The following is a 19,565-nucleotide window of genomic DNA, read 5'->3' on the forward strand; positions in this document are numbered from 1 at the left end:
TTATCATTCATTTTTGTATTAAGGAATTGCTCGATGAAAAAGCTGTTAGCCTCAGCCGTATTACTTGGCCTGTCTGCGCCACAAGCAGTGCTTGCTGCTGAAGAAGTCAATGTTTACTCTCTGCGCCAGCCTTTTTTGATTGAGCCGATGCTGAAAGAATTCACCGATGAAACCGGCATCAAAGTGAATGTGAAATTTGCGAAAGATGGTATCGCCGAGAAGCTGGTACAGGAAGGCGAGTACAGCCCTGCGGATGTGATTCTGACTGTTGATATTAGCCGCCTGGCGGAGCTGAGCGAGAAAGGTCTGGTTCAACCGGTGCAAAGCGAAGTTATCGAGGCCAACGTCCCGGCTCAGTACCGTGATTCTGATGATGAGTGGTTTGCCCTGACACTGCGCACCCGCAGCGTTTACTCCTCCCGCGACCGTGTCGGTCATCTGCCGGACAGTTTTGACTACCTGGATCTGGCGAAACCAGAGTGGAAAGGCAAGATTTGTACCCGTTCTGGAAAACATCCGTACAACATCTCTCTGGTTTCTTCGATGATTGCTCACTACGGTGAAGCTGAAACCAAGACCTGGCTGGAAGGGGTGAAAGCGAATCTGGCCCGTAAGCCGCAGGGGAACGACCGGGGTCAGGTGAAAGCAGTGAAAGAAGGTCTGTGTGATCTGGCAATTGGTAACAGCTACTACCTGGGTAAAATGCTGAGTGATGACAGCCAGAAATCCTGGGCTGAGTCGGTTTACATTGACTTCCCGGGCCAACAGGCGAATGGCACCCATGTCAACATCAGCGGCATGGCGATGGCAAAATATGCGCCAAACAAAGATAACGCGAAGAAGCTGATGGAGTTTCTGACCTCAGACAAGGCGCAGCACATGTATGCGGAAGTGAACTTTGAGTATCCGGTGAAAGCTGGTGTTGCGCGTTCCGAGCTGGTCGCGTCGTGGGGCGACTTCCGGGCAGATAAACTGCCGCTGGAAGCGATTGCCGAGCATCACAGTGCGGCGACCAAACTGCTGGACGAAGTGCAGTTTGACCTGTAAGTGAAAGAAAAATAGGGGCCGGTTGGCCCCTTTTGCACTTTTGTCTGGTATCTTTGGGGGCGTTTTTTTCGCGGACTGCTTGGACGCATGCGTTGCTTGACTGAAGCAACAAGTACTATCGTGTCCGGTCAAGGATACTAAGTTGTAGGCAATGAAAGACAAATATCCTCTTTGGCAAACCAGTGGCTGGACGTTCGGAATGCTGTTGGTCATCCCTATTCTGGCCATCTTCTACACGGCGCTGGGCGCATCTGATCAGCTTTTCTCACACCTGATGGATACGGTGATGGGCACCTACACGCTCAATACGCTGGGGCTCGTCTTCGGAACCTCTTTGCTTGCTGCTGTTTTTGGCCTGCCTGCAGCATGGCTGATGGCCATGTGCCGTTTACCCGGGGAAAAGTGGCTGCAGTGGGCGCTGGTGCTGCCTCTGGCGATGCCGGGTTATATTATCGGTTATATCTATACCGACTGGCTGGATTATGCTGGTCCGGTTCAGATTTTGCTGCGTGACTGGTTTGGCTGGCAGAGCTATCAGGACTACTGGTTCCCAGACATTCGCACGTTGGGCGGCGCCTGTCTTGTTCTGGCGCTGGTCTTATATCCCTATATTTATCTGTTGGCGAGAACCGCATTCATGGAACAGAGCGCCAGCCTGTTGCAGTCGGCCCGGTTGCTGCGGTGTTCGCCGCTGGAGAGCTTCCGGCGTATCTCTTTGCCTTTGGCTCGTCCGTCCATTGCGGTAGGACTGTCACTGGTTGCCATGGAAACACTGGGCGACTTTGGGACGGTCAGTTACTTTGCCGTCCATTCTCTGACCACTGCGGTCTATGACACCTGGCTGGGATATTCCAATCTGAATGCCGCTGCGAAGATTTCAGCGTTGATGCTTTTGGCGATCTTTTTGCTCATCAGTGCAGAACGATTCAGCCGCAGGCGTCAGAAACTTTTTCAGCAGCACAATGGACTGAATGAAGATGTGCGATACACGCTGTCCGGCTGGAAAAAAGTGATGGCTTTGGTCTGGTGCTGGGGGCTGATCGGTTTTGCTTTTGTATTGCCGTTGCTGCAACTGATGTATTACGCCTGGCACTACTTCGCGCAAAGCTGGACAGCAGAGTTCCGGGACTACACGCTGAACAGCCTGATGGTTTCCGTGAGCGCGGCATTACTGGCGGTGTTGGTAGCGTTGCTGGTGAACTTTTACAATCGTCTGGATGGCAGGCCTGCGAGTCTGGCGCCGATGCGGATGAGCGCCATGGGATACGCGGTCCCGGGGACTGTTCTGGCGATCGGCGTGATGATCCCGCTGACGTCAGCTGATCATCTGCTCAATGACATCACCCGCACCATGGACTGGGGCCGCCCCGGACTGGTTTTTTCCGGCACGATGTTTGCGATGATTTTTGCCTTTGTTGTCCGTTTTGGCGCTGTGGCTGTCGGGAGTGTGGAAAGCAGTCTGGCTAAGATTTCTCCGTCACTCGACATGGCCGCGAAAACAATGGGATGTGCTTCCGTGTCAATGCTGCGCCGGGTGCACCTCCCGCTGATCCGACGAGGCTGTCTGATTGCCGGCCTGCTGGTGTTCATTGAATCCATGAAAGAGCTGAATGCAGCTTTGCTGCTGCGTCCGTTCAATTTTGAGACCCTGGCAACCTACGTTTTCAACTATGCCTCTGATGAGCAGCTGGAACTGGCGGCACTGCCAGCCATTTTGCTTGTCTTGGTTGGTTTGATCCCACTGGTTGTTATCAACCGTTCACTGGAGCAATCACATTGATGAATCATGCGTTATCCGTCCAAAATCTGACGTGCCGTTATAACGGCCAGGCAATTCTGGAAAATTTGTCTCTGGTGGTCGAAGACAGCGAAATCGTCTGTTTGCTGGGGGCCAGCGGATGCGGTAAAACCACGTTACTGAAAGCGATTGCAGGTCTGTTGCCGCTGGAACAGGGGCGTATGGTTATTAATGACCGGACGATAGCGGACAGTCATCATTGGGTCCCGCCTGAAAACCGTAACATTGGCATGATTTTTCAGGACTATGCACTATTTCCGCATCTGACCGTAGCAGAGAATGTTGCGTTTGGTCTGCGTCACTGGAGCAAAGCCAAAGCCGCGACCAAGGTCGCTGAGATGTTGTCACTGGTCCGTCTGGACGGGCTGGGACAGCGTTATCCTCATCAGTTGTCCGGCGGGCAGCAGCAGCGTGTAGCCATCGCCCGGGCACTGGCCTGTGAACCGGATCTGATCTTGCTGGATGAGCCGTTCTCCAATATTGATACTCAGGTCAGACATGGTTTGATCCGGGAAATCCGCCGGATCTTTAAAGCACAGGGCGTGACAGCTATCTTCGTGACTCACAGCCGAGAAGAAGCTTTTGCCTTTGCGGATCGCCTTGCCGTGATGCATAACGGCGTGATCGAACAGTTCGGCACGGCGGCGGAATTGTATTACCAGCCCTGCAGCCGGTTTGTGGCAGACTTTCTTGGTACTGGTTCTTACTTACCGGCAACCGTACATCATCATGAATTGCAGACGCCACTCGGTCCGGTCGATTTGTCCCGCGCGGTGACATTCGGAGAAGGAAAGCATCTTGAGTGGCTGGTCAGGCCGCAGAATCTGAGACTCATTGAGGATGATGAGGGAGAAGGGGAAATTCTGGAGCAGCAGTTTATGGGAGACAGTTGTCGTTATACGGTGAACTATAAGGGGCACCACCTGATTGTGAATACCCCTATGATCCTGCAAACAGGTCAGCGCGTGTCCGTGGAACTGGATTTATACCAATCGGTGTTGCTGGCGGCTGCCAGCTGACGCTGAAGTTGTCTGTTTACGGGAACATTAGGCTGATGTAAGCATCGGCCTGTGCCTGCATGCTGTCTTTGTTGGGTTCAATGTTGGCGCGCAGGTACAGTACATAACAGAGACCATGCAGCAACCAGGTCAGATCGTAAGATGCGATATCAGTACTCAGCTGGCCGTTTTGTTTACCCAGTTCAAAAATGTTGGTGACCTGTTTCAGGTTAGGCTGGTTTGCATCCAGGAATTGGGGCCATGTTTCAGTACGGACGGAAGTACTCCATTCGAACCATACTTTGAGCCAGTCTTGCTGCTCAATGACGGCATCAATCAAATAGCCTGTAATACAGCTCAGGTGACCGTGGATGGTGTCATGTTCTTCTCCCAGACACAGGTTTAACAGTTCGTTGAACTTGCGCTCAACCTGATAAAGAACTTGCTCAACGAGTGCTTCACGGGTTGGAAAGTAATTGAATACAGTCGCCACTGAAACATTGGCCATGTCAGCAATGTCGGCATGGCCGGCACGACCAATTCCCCTGCGGGCAAATACTTCCAGCGCACACTTGAGAAGTTGTTGTTTACGTTTCTCGGGTGAGAGACGTGTCCTCGTTTTCTTAACTATGGTGTCCATGCTACAAATTCCCTAGCCAATCATTTTAATATGCACTTTGCTTAATAACTCTACATCAGGCTGTGATTTGGTTCAATCCTGATTTGTTCAGGGGTGCAGCATGGCTCGAAGAATGGATGGATAACTTTTCTTGATTAAGGATGTTAGAATAGCCTTTTAGTCATCACAGAGAACCAGGCGCATGCCAGATGCGCATATGGAGAAGTAAATGAAGCATACCATTGAAGTCATGATTTCTGAGCAGGATGTTCAGGCTAGGATCAAAGAGCTGGGAGAGCAAATCACCGCCTACTACCAGGGCTCAGAAAACCTCGTCATGGTTGGGTTGCTGCGTGGTTCCTTTGTCTTTATGGCCGATCTGGCCCGTGCGATTGAGCTTCCGCACGAAGTCGATTTTATGACCGCTTCCAGCTACGGCAATGCCATGGAAAGCAGCCGAGATGTCCGGATTCTGAAAGATTTGGATGACGAAATTGAAGGTAAAGATGTTCTGCTGGTCGAAGATATTATCGATACCGGTAACACCTTGAATAAAGTACGTGAAATTCTGGCACTGCGGAATCCGAACTCGATTCGCATCTGTACGTTGCTTGATAAACCTGAGCGCCGTGAAGTGGCCGTGGATGCCGAATGGATTGGTTTCGAGATTCCGGATGAGTTCGTTGTCGGTGTCGGGATCGACTATGCCCAGAAGTATCGCCACCTGCCGTTTATCGGAAAAGTGGTACCGCTGGAAGACTGATCAGCCGTCATTCAGTTTGGTGTGATAAAACAAAAAGCGACCTCAGGGTCGCTTTTTGTTTCAGGGTTACTTGAGTGAACCCTGCAGGATACTGGCCATTGCGTCCTGATGAGACACTTCCAGGGTTTCCCGGCTGGTCGCGGTCACACCCAGATCACGGAGTTTACCGTCACCGATTCCGTAGACCCAGCCGTGAATCTTCACTTTCTGGCCGCGTTCCCACGCTTGCTGCATGATGGTGGAGTTCCCCAGGTTGTATACCTGTGATGCCACATTGATTTCACACAGTTTGTCGGCCCATTCCTCACGAGGCAGCTTGCCAAGATCACTGCGGTGTTTCAGGTACAGGTCCCGAATGTGCAGCAGCCAGTTATTGATCAGGCCCAGTTGCGGGTTGTCAATTGATGCTGCGACACCACCACAGCCATAGTGACCGCAAATGATGATATGTTTCACCTTGAGGACATCCACGGCATACTGAACGACAGAGAGACAGTTCAGATCAGTATGAATCACCTGATTGGCGACATTCCGGTGGACGAACAATTCACCGGAATCCAGACCGGTCAGCCGTTCTGCGGGTACCCGGCTGTCTGAACAGCCAATCCACAGGTACTCTGGGTGCTGTGCTTTAGCCAGATGTGAGAAAAACTCGGGATCTTCGGATTTGATTTTTTCCGACCAGGAAAAGTTATTGGCGAATAACTGTTTAATTTCTGCCATGACAACACCTTAGTTTGCTACATTGGGCTGTTTATCTTTGCTCTGTATACTCAGACAGATTCAAAGATAAACAGGTCATTACTATACACTTGCAAGGCGACTTGCAAATCCGATTAGTTGATAATTTAACGATTTATAACAAATCTCAAGCGTATTGTATGAATGCATTAGAAATTACTCATTTAAATAAGGTCTATCCCGGGGTGCAAGCCCTGAAGGAAATGAGCCTGACGGTAGAAGAAGGAGACTTCTTTGCGCTGCTTGGTCCCAACGGCGCAGGGAAGTCCACCACGATTGGTGTGATCAGCTCACTGGTGAACAAGACGTCCGGAAAGGTGAAGGTGTTTGGGTACGATATCGACACCCACCTGGTGGAAGCGAAGAATCAGCTGGGCCTGGTGCCGCAGGAATTTAACTTCAACCAGTTTGAAACGGTTGAACAGATTGTCATCAATCAGGCCGGTTTTTACGGTGTCCCGCGTACGCTGGCGAAAGAACGGGCGGAAAAATACCTGACCAAGCTGGATCTGTGGGAGAAACGCAACGAGCGTGCCCGTAATCTGTCCGGAGGGATGAAGCGGCGTCTGATGATTGCGAGGGCCCTGATGCATGAGCCGAAGCTGCTGATTCTGGATGAACCGACCGCCGGGGTCGATATTGAACTGCGTCGCTCTATGTGGACATTTCTGCGGGAAATCAATCGTCAGGGCGTGACCATTATCCTGACCACCCATTACCTGGAAGAAGCAGAGATGCTGTGCCGTAATATCGGGATTATCAATCATGGTGAGCTGATTGAGCACACCAGTATGAAATCTCTGCTGGCCAAGCTTGAGGTGGAAACCTTTATTCTGGATGTGACCTTAAATGGCAGCAAACCGGATCTGGCGGGCATTGCATGGAAAATGCCGGACAATCATACCCTGGAAATTGATATTCATAAGGGTACAGGTCTGAATGCCGTCTTCAGCCAGTTGTCGGCACAGGGGATTGAAGTCCTCTCGATGCGAAATAAAGCCAACCGTCTGGAGGAGTTATTCGTGACCTTAGTAGCTCAGAGTAAGGGAGCACCGTCTGCATGAGATATCAGTACTGGATTGCGTTTCAAAGCCTGATCAGTAAAGAAGTGAACCGATTCGCCCGTATTTGGGTACAGACGCTGGTGCCGCCGGCCATCACCATGACGCTGTATTTCATTATTTTCGGCAGTTTGATCGGCAGTCGCATCGGAGAAATGGGCGGCTTTACCTACATGGAATACATCGTGCCCGGACTGATTATGATGTCGGTGATTACCAACTCGTATTCCAATGTGGCGTCTTCATTCTTCAGTGCCAAGTTTCAGCATAATATTGAGGAATTGCTGGTCGCACCGGTGCCTAACTTCGTCATCATTGCCGGATATATTGGCGGTGGTGTGCTGCGCGGGCTGGGAGTCGGTGTGATTGTCACCGGGGTCTCTTTATTGTTTGTGGACTTGCAGATCGCTCATCTCGGGGTGATTGTCGCCACGGTCATCATGACCTCTGTGGTGTTTTCACTGGGCGGGCTGATCAATGCCGTGTTTGCGAGAACCTTTGATGATATCAGCATTATTCCGACGTTTGTGCTGACACCGCTGACCTATCTGGGAGGCGTATTTTACTCTTTAAGTCTGCTGCCTGAAGTCTGGCAGTGGGTGTCTAAGCTCAACCCGATTGTCTATATGGTCAATGCGTTCCGTTATGGCTTTCTGGGTGTTTCGGATGTCGGAATCGGGACCGCGTTCAGTGTGCTGCTGGCATTTGTGCTGGTGCTGTACAGCATTGCACATTATCTGATTTCGAAAGGGATTGGCTTACGATCCTGAGGTGATTCTGTCTCCCGAAATCATCACCGAAACCATCAAAAAGCCCCGGCAACAAGTGCCGGGGCTTTTTTTATCAATCAGTTGAATCTGTTCAGGAAGACTCAGACTCTGATGCCGGGGTACCCAGTTCAATCACCTGATTATCGATCAGGCGGGCTTTCCCCAGAAATGCAGACATCAGGATGACTGCCTGACTGGTTTCTTCTCCCACGACCTGCAGGGTGCGGGCGTCACGGATGTAAATTTCATCCGGTTCCAGTCCGGCAGCACGCAGCTGATCGTTGGCATCCAGCACCACTTCATCAAAGTCACGGCGTCCGCCACGGATCTGACTGCTGATCCAGCGCATGGTTTTCGCCAGTACGGGTGCACGCTGACGTTCATCCACGGTCAGATAGCCATTCCGGGAGCTCATCGCCAGGCCATCCATTTCACGGACAGTCGGGACACCGATGATATCAATTGGCATCGCCAGATCGGTCACCATCTGGCGGATTAATGCCAGCTGCTGGAAGTCTTTCTCGCCAAAACAGGCTACATCCGGCTGTACGATATTGAACAGCTTGCTCACAATCGTGGAGACACCACGGAAATGGCTAGGACGGAGCGCACCTTCCAGCATGTGCGACAGACCCGGAACTTCAACGAAGGTCTGGCGATCCATGCCGTTCGGATAGATGATATCGGGCGTCGGTGTGAAGACCAGTTCCACACCTTCACCGTTCAGTTTGGCCAGATCTTCATCCAGCGTTCGCGGGTAATTGTTCAGGTCGTCAGCTTTGTCGAACTGCATTGGGTTCACAAAGATGCTGACAACCACAACGTCAGCCTGTTCGCGAGCTTTGCGAACCAGAGTCAGGTGCCCCTGATGCAGATTCCCCATGGTCGGAACGAAGGCAATCCGGCGGCCATCACGGCGCCAGGCCCGAATCTGTTCACGAACAGGAGCAATCTCAGCAAAAGTCTGCATGTTGGGTTTTCCTTACTCAAAGGTATGCTCAGGAGCCGGGAAGGTTCCCGCTTCCACTTCTGACAGATACTGGGAAACCGCTTTGCGGATATCCCCGGTCTGTGCCAGATAATTTTTAGAAAAGCGTGGCATATAGTTGGCAGAGATGCCCAGCATATCATGCATGACCAGGATCTGGCCGTCAGTGACGTTACCGGCACCAATACCAATGACTGGGATATCCAGCGCTTCTGTAATTCGTTTTGCCAGCGAAGCCGGTACACATTCCAGTACCACAATCTGGGCGCCAGCATTTTGCAGGGCAATGGCATCGGCCAGCATCTCATCGGCACGGGCCTGATCGCGGCCCTGAATTTTATAACCGCCGAAAATGTTAACCGACTGAGGCGTCAGGCCCAGGTGGGCGCAGACAGGAACGGCGCGCTCTGTCAGGGTGCGAACGGTTTCAGCGAGCCAAGTGCCGCCTTCCAGTTTCACCATGTTGGCCCCGGCACGCATCAGTTTTGCGGCATTTTCGCAGGCTTGCTCCGGCGTACCATAGGTCATGAACGGCAGATCGGCCAGCAACAGGGCATTCGGGCTGCCGACCCGGACACTGCGGGTGTGGTAAGCCATGTCATCAATGGTGACGGGCAGAGTATCGGTCTGGCCCTGCAGGACCATGCCCAGAGAGTCACCGACCAGAAGCACCGGGACTTCCTGTTGCTCGAACAGCTGAGCAAAACTCGCATCGTATGCGGTGAGTGATGCAAACTTACGACCTTCCTGCTTCCATTTCATCAGGTCGTTAATGGTAATTTTCTTCATTATTTTCTCCCTTATCCCGGGTGTGTCAGGATTGCCACACTCGCAGGCCATTACGGTCCACCCCGGATAACAGTTCGGTCAGAACGGTGCCATCGGGCAGGACGAGTTCAGGGGCAATCTCAGCCAGTGGATACAGAACGAATTCACGGACTTTCATGCCATAGTGCGGAATTGTCAGGCGTTCGCAGTGATGTTGCAAATCGCCGTAGAGCAGGATATCCAAATCCAGAGTGCGCGGGCCCCAGCGCTCGGCTTTGCGGACCCTTCCATGTTCCTGCTCGATCTGTTGGGTCAGGTCGAGCAGCGCCAGCGGTGCCAGTGTTGTGTCGATGGCAACCACGGCATTGATATAATCCGGCTGATTCTGCGGCCCCATCGGGGTACTGCTATACAGCGAGGATTCGGCGACAACCTGAATATCCGGCGACTGTCGCAGGGCAGCCATGGCCTGATGCGCCTGGCTGACCGGATCATTCAGATTGCTGCCAATAGCGATATATGCGCGGATCATGACGCTGATTTCGCCTGAGGCTTCTTGCGTCGGGCCGGACGACGGCGGCGCCGTTTCTGTCCGTTTCCGCCGTTCAGTTCCTGCACCATTTTATTGCGATCATTGCGCTCGGCAAACTGGAACTGATGCCACCAGGTTGCCAGTTCAGCGATGTCATCGCCTTCGAACTGACCACGCATTTCCAGAAAATCAAAGGAAGCCCGGAATTTCGGGTTTTCCAGCATGGTAAAAGCGCGTTTGCCAAAACGGCGCTCAAAGCGGTGCTGCTGTTGCCAGATATCGCGGACTGTGGTCGTCAGACGGCGCGGAACGGCAATCGTCTTGACCTGTTCATCCAGAATGTCATTGGCCGCAATCATGAAGGCGTCATAGTCATTCAGGCCGCCGGTACTGGAAATTTCTTCCGCACGGGTGACCACCGGATACCACAGCATGGCGGCGAACATAAAGGCCGGGTTGACCCGTTTCCCGTCAGCGATGCGCGCATCGGTTGCTGCCAGAATGTGTTCAATCATCCGCTCTGTCTGACTGCTGTGATCTTCAGTGAAGTGTTCGGTCAGAATCGGGAACAGCTGTTGGAACAGATTGTATTCCCGCAGCATTTTGTAGGTATCCAGGCCTTGTCCGGATTGCAGCAGCTTCAGGCTTTCTTCAAACAGACGTGCCGGCGGAATGTCCTGCAGCAGGGTCGATAGTTCCCGGATAGGTGCAGCGGTCGCAGTTTCAATCTGCATGTCCAGTTTGACAGCAAAGCGCACGGCCCGCAGCATCCGCACCGGATCTTCACGATAACGGGTTTCCGGATCGCCAATCAGGCGCACCAGCCGGTTTTGCAGGTCCTGCACCCCGTTGGCATAATCCGTGACGGTGAAATCTTTAATGCTGTAATACAGGGCATTAATGGAGAAATCCCGGCGCTCCGCGTCTTCATCAATGGTGCCGTAGACATTATCGCGCAGCAGCATGCCTTCATGATTGCGGGACGAAACAGCCTGCTTCCCTGTCGGGGCTTTGACTGAGCCGGCATCATGGTGACCCCTGAAGGTGGCAACTTCAATTACATCGCGGCCGAACAGAATATGGGCCAGACGGAAACGGCGGCCAATCAGGCGGCAGTTTCGGAACAGCGCTTTAATTTCTTCCGGCGTTGCGTTGGTCGCAATATCAAAATCTTTGGGTTTTTGGTCCAGCAGCAGATCCCGCACACCACCGCCGACTAAATAAGCATCGAAACCGGCTTTGTTGAGGCGATAGAGTACCTTCAGCGCATTTTCGCTGATGTCTTTGCGGGAAATACCATGCTCCTGGCGTTGATAAACTTGCAAGCTTGGCTCCTTGTTACCCGAAGCATTTTGCTCTCGGGTCAATACTTTACGGCAAAAGCTGGCGACTCGACTAAAGATAACACACCTCGTTATTTCACATTGGCCGGACTGAACAGCCGCATATCATATACCCAACCCACCTCAAGATGCTAGGTTCAGCGTGATCGCTGTTGTTGGCGGCAGGTTCGAGACATCCCAGTGCGCGATCCCCCAATGGAGGATTTCCCGGGGGGCGGCAGACGATAATTCGGGTGGTGGCGACATGCCTAAAAAGGTCATGGCCTCACACAACAGCGGCCCGGATTGGCTTTTATCGATTGCCGGCGCATGGTTCTGTTTGGACAGTTTGTTTCCGTTTGCAGTGACGACCAGCGGCAGATGCAGATAACTGACTTCGGGCTTGCCCAACTGACGGTACAGGCCAATCTGGCGCCCGGTCGGTTCAATCAGATCGGCACCCCGGACGACTTCCGTGACGCCCTGAGCAATGTCATCCAGAACTACTGCCAGGTTATAGGCGTACAGGCCGTCACGTCGGCGGATAATAAAATCTTCCTGTGCCAGTTGCTCAGGAATGCTGATCCAGCCATGCAGCAGATCGTGAAAACCAGTCACGGCATCACTGACTTTCAGCCTGACGGCGCTGTCGGCGGCGGTATGACTCGCCGTCCGGCAGGTGCCTGGATAAAAGCCGCCTGCATCTTTTATGGCTTTGCGGCTGCAGCGGCAATAGTAAGCGTCGCCGTCAGCCAGCCACTGATCGATTTGTGCCTGATACAGGTGGTGGCGGTGGCTCTGATAAATAACCTCGCCGTCCCATTCCAGGCCAAAGGCTTCCAGGGTGCGGAGAATATCGTCAGCGGCGCCCGGCATTTCACGCGGCGGATCCAGGTCTTCCATTCTCACCAGCCAGCGTCCCTGACGGGCGCGTGCCTGCAGGTAACTGCCAAGCGCAGCCACCAGCGAGCCGAAGTGCAGCGGGCCGGAGGGCGATGGTGCAAAGCGGCCAGTATAAGAAGACTGAGTTGTCATAGCGGTCGGTATCAGCAAAAGAAAATAAAAAAGGGAGCAAGCGCTCCCTTTTGTCTGATTAGGGTTACAAAGGGCAGCTTAGCCGGCCATTTGTTTTTCTTTGATTTCTGCCAGTGTCTTACAGTCGATACAAAGGTCGGCAGTCGGACGGGCTTCCAGGCGGCGGATACCAATTTCCACACCGCATGAATCACAGAAACCAAAATCATCATCTTCGATACGTTGCAGCGTCTTTTCAATTTTTTTGATCAGTTTACGCTCACGATCGCGGTTACGCAGTTCCAGGCTGAATTCTTCTTCCTGTGCCGCGCGATCCACTGGATCCGGGAAGTTAGCCGCTTCGTCCTGCATGTGGTTTACGGTACGGTCAACCTCTTCACGTAGTTGGTTGCGCCAGGCTTCCAGAATTTTACGGAAGTGCGCCAGCTGCGCCTCACCCATATATTCTTCGCCGGCTTTTTCCTGATATGGATCAACCCCAGCAATAGCCAGGATGCCTAGCGATTTTTTAACTTTGCTCTCTGGCATATAGCATCTCCTAACATATACCGAATAACCGTCACTGGTTAATTTTGGCGGGTATCTATAGCAGAAAGGATATAGTGTGGCAATTGCTGCATCTCTTCAATTTTATACCATTGTGAAGAAAGCATCATTTTTCCTTTTTACTGTGCAAATTCTACCCGCTGGTTTAACGTCAGCGCCGTGGGGCTGATGTCTGCACGGTAGCAGAAGACCTCAACACCCGCTTTTTCTGCTTGTTTTAGCAATGTCTCATAGACCGGGTCTATATGGTGCGCCGCTGCGACGTTTTCAATCCCTGAATGAAGAACAGCGAAAAATAAAACCGCCCGTTGACCGCTTGCCGCAACTTCCGCCAGCTCCCGTAAGTGTTTTTGTCCCCGGGTGGTGACGGCGTCCGGGAAATAACCACGGCCGTCCTGTTCCAGCAGGGTGACACTTTTCACTTCGATAAAGCAGGATGGTAGCAACGGGTCATCAAGAACAATATCTACCCGGCTGTTTTCAGTACCATACTTCACTTCCGTGCGCAATGAAGCATAGCCCGATAATTCAGGAATGAGGTCATTTTTGAGCGCTTCAACCACAATCTGGTTGGCCCGGGCTGTATTGATGCAAATCCGATGACCGGCTTTGGTCTCAGTCAGTTCCCAGCTGTGGGCATATTTTCGCTTCGGATTATCTGAGGTGGAATACCAGATGGTGTCACCTGGTTCGGCGCAGCCGGTCATGGCACCGGTATTGGCACAGTGCATCGTGGTTTCCGTACCGTCCGGCAGGGTAACATCGGCCAGAAAGCGCTTATAACGACGAATGAGCGTTGCGGGCTGCAAAGGTGAGGGATAATTCATGTACTGTCCTGTGCGGCGTTTTGTTCAGTGAGGAGTAACCATTCCCGGGCCAGGCGGTAATTCACGCCTGACCTGTCCGGGTCAGAAATATACAGCCCGAAGCGCTGAAAGTGAAAATGAAACGTGTCCTGTTCATTCTGCAGTCCGGGGCGATGCCACACATTCCGCCGCAGTGTGATATGCGGTTTATAGGCTCTCTCTTCCTGCGGCAAGCCGACAGTCAGTGCGCACCGGGAGAGCTGCTGCGCCAGTAACAGCAGCTCTCCCGGTGTCTCTTCACTGCCCAGCCACAGTACCTTGCTGCGTTTCCAGTACCCCAGCTGGTCAAAACGGACAGAAAAGGCCGGAATCCGCAGCTGATCGACTTCGGTCAGCAACAGGTCACGTTGCTGCGCCGTGACCTGTCCCAGAAAAGCCAGGGTCAGGTGGAGGTTGGTATCAGGGACGGCGCGTCCTTTGCCGGGATAAGCGTTTTTCAGCTGACACAGTCGCTGAAGTACCTCCTGATTGACGGCCGGTGGTTCGTTCAGTGGCAGGGCAAAGAACATCCGCTGACTGGCATCGGTTGAAAGCCCGTGGGCAGGGTGTTCGGATAAATCGGTCATCGCAGGCTCCTTTTTCTCGGATAACTGCATCGCTTGGATAACACTATCTCTTGGATAGCCGTGTCTCTCGAATAGCACCGTGATTCTTGTTTGAGTACAATCATCCCGAACGATCGGAGCGTTTTGTACAGAAAAATGTTCCTCCTTAGAAGATGACACAAGGGTCCCACATTGTCACAGCTCCCCATTGAAGCCGTTCTGCCTGAATTGCACACGGTGTTGCAGCGCCATCGTCAGCTCATTCTCAAAGCGCCTCCCGGTGCCGGTAAATCGACCCGTTTACCGCTCTCGTTGCTGGAATCCCGTGCCGTAAGCGGCAAAATTGTGATGCTGGAACCCCGCCGGCTGGCGGCCCGAAACATTGCGGCTTATCTGGCCACTCAGTTGGGGGAGAACGTTGGGCAGACTGTTGGCCTGCGAATGCGCGGAGAAACGAAGGTCAGTACTGCGACCCGGCTGGAGATTGTCACGGAAGGGGTGATGACCCGCATGTTACAGCAGGATCCTGAATTATCCGGGATCGATCTGCTGATTTTCGACGAATTTCATGAGCGAAGCCTGCATGCTGATACGTCGCTGGCGCTGGCGCTGGAAGTCCAGGAGGCGATGCGGGATGACCTCAGGCTGCTGGTGATGTCGGCGACGCTGGATCATGAAGCCTTGCAGACTCTGCTGCCGGAGGCCGGATTTCTGGCATCTGAGGGGCGCAGTTTCCCGGTGGATTATCGTTATCAGAGTCAGGGAACGTCGGCCCAGCAAAGTCCCGGCGTGGTGACAGACTGGACCGGCAAGCAGATTCTGAAGTTACTGTCGGAAGAGTCAGGTTCCATGCTGGTCTTTCTGCCCGGGGCCGGTGAAATCCGCCGTCTGGCTGAGTGGCTTGAAGCGGCGGCAGGGGCGGAGGTCATCATTGCACCTTTATATGGTCAGTTGGATACGCAGGCGCAGCAGCAGGCGATTCAGCCGGCACCGAAAGGGAAACGCAAAGTGGTTTTGGCGACCAACATCGCGGAAACCAGTCTGACGATCGAAGGGATCCGGCTGGTGGTTGATACCGGCTGGGAACGGGTGTCGCAATGGGATCCGAAAACCGGGATCAGCCGTCTGGCAATGGTGCGGATTGCCCGCTCGTCGGCCGAACAGCGTGCCGGGCGGGCCGGACGTCTGGAGCCGGGCATTTGTCTGCGCTTGTACAGCGAAGAAATGCTGAGCCGCCAGCCTGCGGTCCCGCAACCTGAGATTCTGCGCGCCGATCTGAGCCGTCTGGCACTGGAACTGGCCCAGTGGGGATGCACCAGCGCCGACGAATTACGCTGGCTGGATACACCCGCCGATGCTGCGATGCAGCAGGCCAGAGTGCTATTACAGTCTCTGGGCGCACTGGACGAACGGGGCCAACTGACCGCCAGAGGCCAGCTGATTCAGCAATCAGGCACCGAGCCCAGACTGGCTGCGATCCTGGCGCATGCCCGTGCTTTACCTGCATCGGCGCAGACGACCGCCGCGCTGCTGGTGGCCCTGCTGGAAGAACCGGCACGTGGTATCAGCAATCCGGATCTGGCTTATCAGCTGCATTTACTGGAATCCGACCAACTGCCCCGCAGCAAGTTATACCGTCAGCGGGCCAGACAGCATCTGGCAATGCTCCGGGATGGACAGGATTCTGCACCGGGCTGGCGTACAGACCGACGCTGGCTGGCGACGCTGATGGCAGCCGGTTTTCCTGACCGGATTGCGCTGTCCCGTGGGCAGGAAGGCCGTTTTCAGCTGGCGAATGGTCAGGGTGTCAGTGTTGATCATGAACAGCTTCTGGCGACGGAAACTGCACTGGTTGTGGCGGATGTCGTCAAGACCCGTCAGGGCGATAGCCGGGTGTTCACAGCTGTTGCCGCAGATATCGAGCAGTTACGGGAAGATTTGCCACCTTTATTCCACGAGCGGGAATGGCTGGACTGGGATGATAAAAAAGGGCGGCTGGTCGCAGAAAAGCAATGCTGTTGTGGCAAGCTGGTGATTCAGCGAACACCCATGGCCGAACCTGATCCGGCCCGGGCCAGTGAAGCCCTGCTCAATGCCATCCGGCGTCAGGGGCTGGATGTCCTGCCGTGGAATGCCCGCAGTGAAAGTCTGCGAATCCGGGCCCGTTGTGCCGAAGCTTGGCTCCCTGAACTGGCGTTGCCTGCAATGGATGATGCCAGTCTGCTGGCGTCTCTGGAAGACTGGCTATTGCCCTTTATGACCGGTATCAGCACCCTAAAGGCGCTGGCAAATCTGGATCTGACGGCGGCACTGGAAGCGCATCTGGGATGGGCGCAGGCGAAGGCGCTGGATCACGCGCTGCCGACTCATTATGAGGTGCCCACCGGCTCCCGGTATCCGATCCGTTATCAGCCAGGACAGGCACCGGTGCTGGCGGTCCGGATGCAGGAGATGTTTGGTGAGCAGACGTCGCCCGTGATTGCCAACGGCAAAATTGCGGTGGTGCTGGAGCTGCTGTCTCCCGCCCAGCGGCCGCTACAGATCACCTCAGATCTGGCCGCATTCTGGCAGGGAGCCTATAAAGACGTGCAGAAAGAAATGAAGGGTCGTTACCCGAAACATGTCTGGCCGGATGATCCTGCCAGCCATGCGCCAACCCGAAAAACCAAGAAATTTATGTAAGCGCCGGACAGTGCAGAGACCCTGAACATAAAGATATCATGATGACCCAAGAGCCCAAGCGCCGTCAGGCAGCGCCGAAACCGCCCAGTGAGAAGAAACCGAGTCGCCGCAAACCTGCCGGGACGAAAAAAGCCCCGTCAAAACGTGGCACGAAGACCTCCTCGGGCAGTCAGCCAGCGAAGACTGCCGCAAAGAAAAAAGCCTCCGGCAGCCGTTTATCCCGGTTTGGACGCTGGATGTTTTTCTCCGCACTGAAGCTGGGTCTGGCGATCCTCGCCGTGGTCTTTGTGATGGGGATATATCTCGACACGCTGGTGCGGGACAAATTTGACGGCCAGCTCTGGGACCTGCCAGCCGTGGTTTATGGCCGGGTGCTGGATCTGCAGCCGGGACAGGCCATCACACTGAATGAAGTGCGCCGGGAACTGGACGCGCTGCAATACCATAAAGTCCGTACGCCGCAGCGGGCGGGGGAGTATTCAGCATCTTCCACCCGGATCGAGCTGATCCGCCGTCCGTTTGAATTTGAAGACGGTTATGAAAGCCAGCGCCATGTCATGCTGACCTTCGATGACAGCGGGCTGAGCAAGGTGTTCGATCTGGGACGGGAGAAGGCGCTGGGCTATTTACGGATTGAACCCAAGATGCTGGGCATGCTGGGCACCAAAGAAGGCGAGCAGCGGATCTTCACGCCCCGGAAAGAGTTCCCGGAAGTGCTGATTGACGCCCTGCTGGCGACCGAAGACCGGGATTTCTACCATCACAGTGGTGTTTCTCCGCTGGCGATATTGCGTGCGGCTGTGGTCAACCTGAGAGCCGGACGGACCGTACAGGGCGGCAGCACCCTGACGCAGCAGCTGGCGAAGAACATATTTCTGACCCGTGAACGCTCCCTGTGGCGGAAAATTCAGGAAGCCTACATCGCAGTCATCATCGACTATCGCTACAGCAAAGATCGGATCCTCGAAGCCTATCTCAATGAAGTTTATCTCGGACAGAGCAGTGGCCGTGAGATTCATGGCTTCGGGCTCGGTGCCCGCCTCTATTTTGGCAGACCGTTGCAGGAACTGCGGATTGATCAGCTGGCGATGCTGGTGGGCATGGTCAAAGGACCGTCTTATTACAACCCCTGGCGTCATACAGAGCGCGCCCGGGAGCGGCGGGATCTGGTACTGCGGCTGATGCTGGATCAGGACATTCTGACCGGCCCGGAATACGAGCAGGCGGCGACCCGCAAACTGGATGTCCAGAAACAGGCGGTGATTGCCAGTCTTCAGCCGGCCTATTTCCAGTTACTGCAGCGTGAACTGACGGAAAAAGTGGGCAACCGCTTTACCCCGGGTGTGGGCCTGCGGATTTTCAGTACCCTGGATCCGGTCTCTCAGCAGGAAGCGGAACGGGCCGTTGCCCAGTGGATCCCTGCGCTGGAGAAAAAAGTGGGCGGGGAGATTGAAACGGCCATGGTCGCGGTGGATCGCCATACCGGTGAAATCCGGGCGATGATTGGCGGCAGCCGGCCGGGATACGCCGGGTTTAACCGGGCGCTGGAAGGTCGTCGTCAGATAGGCTCGCTGGTGAAACCTGCGGTCTACCTGAGTGCGCTGCGTCAGCCGGAGAAATATACCCTGGCCACCACACTGGATGACAAACCAATTTTGCTGAAAGGAAATCAGGGCAGTGAGTGGCGGCCGCAGAACTACGATCGGCAGTTTCGCGGTAAAGTGCCGCTTTACTACGCGCTGTCACGCTCGCTCAATGTACCGACGGTGAATCTGGGTTTAGACGTTGGTTTAGATAACGTCATCACGACATTGACGGAACTGGGCGTGTCAAAAGACGAAGTGCCCCGATTACCGTCGATCTTGCTTGGTTCTTTCACCCTGACGCCGTTTGAAGTCAGTCAGATGTTTCAGAGCCTGACCAGTGGCGGACGGCGTGCCGAGCAGACGGCACTGCGTTCTGTCGTCGACAGGCAAGGCAAGATGCTGTACCGCCATATTCCGTCCGGCCGTCAGGTCGTGCCGGAACAAGCTGCCTGGCTGACGACTTATATGATGAAGCAGGTTGTCAGTCAGGGGACGGGGCGCTATCTGCAGTCCCGCTTTGGCTGGGCCACGCTGGCGGGTAAAACCGGGACGACGGATGATACCCGAGACAGCTGGTTTGTCGGTGCCGATGGCCGGGAAGTGGTGACCGTGTGGATGGGCCGCGATGACAACAAACCGGTTAAACTGACTGGCGCCAGCGGGGCATTGCGTTTGTACAGTGGTTATCTGGAAAGACGTCAGCCTGAGCGTTTGCAGCTCAACTGGCCGCAAAAACTGAGTACAGTGAAATATCACCGGTTGTCAGACGGCACGCTGGGAATGGACTGCCGGGGTGAGCAATCCCTGCCGGTCTGGGACCCGACAGGGCAGCTGGCGGCGCAGTGCCGTGAAAGCAAGCCCGAGGGCTGGCTGAAAGATATGTTCAGCTGGTAGGGCG

At 54.2% G+C, this 19,565-nt stretch carries 18 protein-coding genes; 8 read left to right on the forward strand and 10 right to left on the reverse strand.

Annotated features, from left to right (window positions below):
• Window positions 1-33 precede the first annotated feature (33 nt).
• The 3 genes from L4174_RS02180 to L4174_RS02190 all read left to right on the forward strand — a co-directional run bounded on the left by L4174_RS02180 (window position 34) and on the right by L4174_RS02190 (window position 3,864).
• Window positions 34-1,047, forward strand: a complete 1,014-nt coding sequence (locus tag L4174_RS02180; RefSeq protein WP_248143949.1) for a Fe(3+) ABC transporter substrate-binding protein — start codon at window positions 34-36, stop codon at window positions 1,045-1,047.
• A 151-nt stretch (window positions 1,048-1,198) separates the two neighbouring features.
• Window positions 1,199-2,827: an iron ABC transporter permease gene (locus tag L4174_RS02185; RefSeq protein WP_248143950.1), complete on the forward strand. Its 1,629-nt coding sequence runs from the start codon at window positions 1,199-1,201 to the stop codon at window positions 2,825-2,827.
• On the forward strand, window positions 2,827-3,864 hold the full coding sequence (locus L4174_RS02190; RefSeq protein ID WP_248143951.1) for an ABC transporter ATP-binding protein: 1,038 nt from the start codon (window positions 2,827-2,829) through the stop codon (window positions 3,862-3,864). The genes L4174_RS02185 and L4174_RS02190 overlap by 1 nt, the downstream gene beginning before the upstream one ends.
• A 16-nt stretch (window positions 3,865-3,880) precedes the next feature.
• On the opposite strand, the gene L4174_RS02195 is transcribed toward L4174_RS02190, so the two are convergent.
• Complete coding sequence (locus L4174_RS02195) at window positions 3,881-4,483, reverse strand: TetR/AcrR family transcriptional regulator (RefSeq protein WP_036749519.1); 603 nt, start codon at window positions 4,481-4,483, stop codon at window positions 3,881-3,883.
• A gap of 208 nt (window positions 4,484-4,691) precedes the next feature.
• On the opposite strand from L4174_RS02195, the gene hpt reads away from it, so the two are divergent.
• A complete protein-coding gene (gene hpt / locus L4174_RS02200) occupies window positions 4,692-5,225 on the forward strand; it encodes a hypoxanthine phosphoribosyltransferase (RefSeq protein ID WP_248143952.1) in 534 nt (177 codons plus the stop codon).
• 66 nt (window positions 5,226-5,291) lie between these two features.
• Here the strand turns inward: hpt and can are convergent, their stop codons facing one another.
• Entirely contained in the window at window positions 5,292-5,948 is a 657-nt protein-coding gene (can, locus tag L4174_RS02205) for a carbonate dehydratase (RefSeq protein WP_248143953.1), read from the reverse strand.
• A 158-nt stretch (window positions 5,949-6,106) separates the two neighbouring features.
• Here can and L4174_RS02210 point away from each other — a divergent pair, with 158 nt between their 5' ends.
• Window positions 6,107-7,030 (forward strand): ABC transporter ATP-binding protein, encoded by a 924-nt coding sequence (locus tag L4174_RS02210; RefSeq protein ID WP_248143954.1) that lies wholly within the window; start codon window positions 6,107-6,109, stop codon window positions 7,028-7,030.
• A complete protein-coding gene (locus L4174_RS02215) occupies window positions 7,027-7,797 on the forward strand; it encodes an ABC transporter permease (protein ID WP_248143955.1) in 771 nt (256 codons plus the stop codon). The genes L4174_RS02210 and L4174_RS02215 overlap by 4 nt, the downstream gene beginning before the upstream one ends.
• Before the next feature lie 91 nt (window positions 7,798-7,888).
• On the opposite strand, the gene panC is transcribed toward L4174_RS02215, so the two are convergent.
• The 8 genes from panC to thpR all read right to left on the reverse strand — a co-directional run bounded on the left by panC (window position 7,889) and on the right by thpR (window position 14,420).
• The gene (gene panC / locus L4174_RS02220) at window positions 7,889-8,767 is read right to left on the reverse strand and encodes a pantoate--beta-alanine ligase (RefSeq protein WP_248143956.1); all 879 of its coding nucleotides are present in this window, start codon (window positions 8,765-8,767) and stop codon (window positions 7,889-7,891) included.
• A 12-nt stretch (window positions 8,768-8,779) separates the two neighbouring features.
• On the reverse strand, window positions 8,780-9,574 hold the full coding sequence (gene panB, locus L4174_RS02225; RefSeq protein ID WP_248143957.1) for a 3-methyl-2-oxobutanoate hydroxymethyltransferase: 795 nt from the start codon (window positions 9,572-9,574) through the stop codon (window positions 8,780-8,782).
• Between the two features lie 25 nt (window positions 9,575-9,599).
• A complete protein-coding gene (gene folK, locus L4174_RS02230) occupies window positions 9,600-10,085 on the reverse strand; it encodes a 2-amino-4-hydroxy-6-hydroxymethyldihydropteridine diphosphokinase (RefSeq protein ID WP_248143958.1) in 486 nt (161 codons plus the stop codon).
• A complete protein-coding gene (gene pcnB, locus L4174_RS02235) occupies window positions 10,082-11,452 on the reverse strand; it encodes a polynucleotide adenylyltransferase PcnB (RefSeq protein WP_248143959.1) in 1,371 nt (456 codons plus the stop codon). The genes folK and pcnB overlap by 4 nt, the downstream gene beginning before the upstream one ends.
• 99 nt (window positions 11,453-11,551) lie before the next feature.
• Window positions 11,552-12,442 (reverse strand): tRNA glutamyl-Q(34) synthetase GluQRS, encoded by an 891-nt coding sequence (gluQRS, locus tag L4174_RS02240; RefSeq protein ID WP_248143960.1) that lies wholly within the window; start codon window positions 12,440-12,442, stop codon window positions 11,552-11,554.
• Window positions 12,443-12,520: 78 nt separating this feature from the next.
• Window positions 12,521-12,970: an RNA polymerase-binding protein DksA gene (dksA, locus tag L4174_RS02245; protein WP_036749487.1), complete on the reverse strand. Its 450-nt coding sequence runs from the start codon at window positions 12,968-12,970 to the stop codon at window positions 12,521-12,523.
• A gap of 137 nt (window positions 12,971-13,107) precedes the next feature.
• Window positions 13,108-13,815 (reverse strand): DNA/RNA nuclease SfsA, encoded by a 708-nt coding sequence (gene sfsA / locus L4174_RS02250; RefSeq protein ID WP_248143961.1) that lies wholly within the window; start codon window positions 13,813-13,815, stop codon window positions 13,108-13,110.
• Window positions 13,812-14,420, reverse strand: a complete 609-nt coding sequence (gene thpR / locus L4174_RS02255; protein ID WP_248143962.1) for an RNA 2',3'-cyclic phosphodiesterase — start codon at window positions 14,418-14,420, stop codon at window positions 13,812-13,814. Before thpR ends, sfsA begins: the two co-directional genes overlap by 4 nt.
• A gap of 171 nt (window positions 14,421-14,591) precedes the next feature.
• On the opposite strand from thpR, the gene hrpB reads away from it, so the two are divergent.
• Together hrpB and mrcB are read left to right on the forward strand one after the other, a co-directional pair.
• A complete protein-coding gene (gene hrpB / locus L4174_RS02260; RefSeq protein ID WP_248143963.1) occupies window positions 14,592-17,081 on the forward strand; it encodes an ATP-dependent helicase HrpB in 2,490 nt (829 codons plus the stop codon).
• Between the two features lie 41 nt (window positions 17,082-17,122).
• Window positions 17,123-19,561: a penicillin-binding protein 1B gene (gene mrcB / locus L4174_RS02265; protein ID WP_371929390.1), complete on the forward strand. Its 2,439-nt coding sequence runs from the start codon at window positions 17,123-17,125 to the stop codon at window positions 19,559-19,561.
• Window positions 19,562-19,565 lie beyond the last annotated feature (4 nt).

Origin of the sequence: Photobacterium sp. CCB-ST2H9, assembly GCF_023151555.2 — a bacterium.
Taxonomy (GTDB): domain Bacteria; phylum Pseudomonadota; class Gammaproteobacteria; order Enterobacterales; family Vibrionaceae; genus Photobacterium.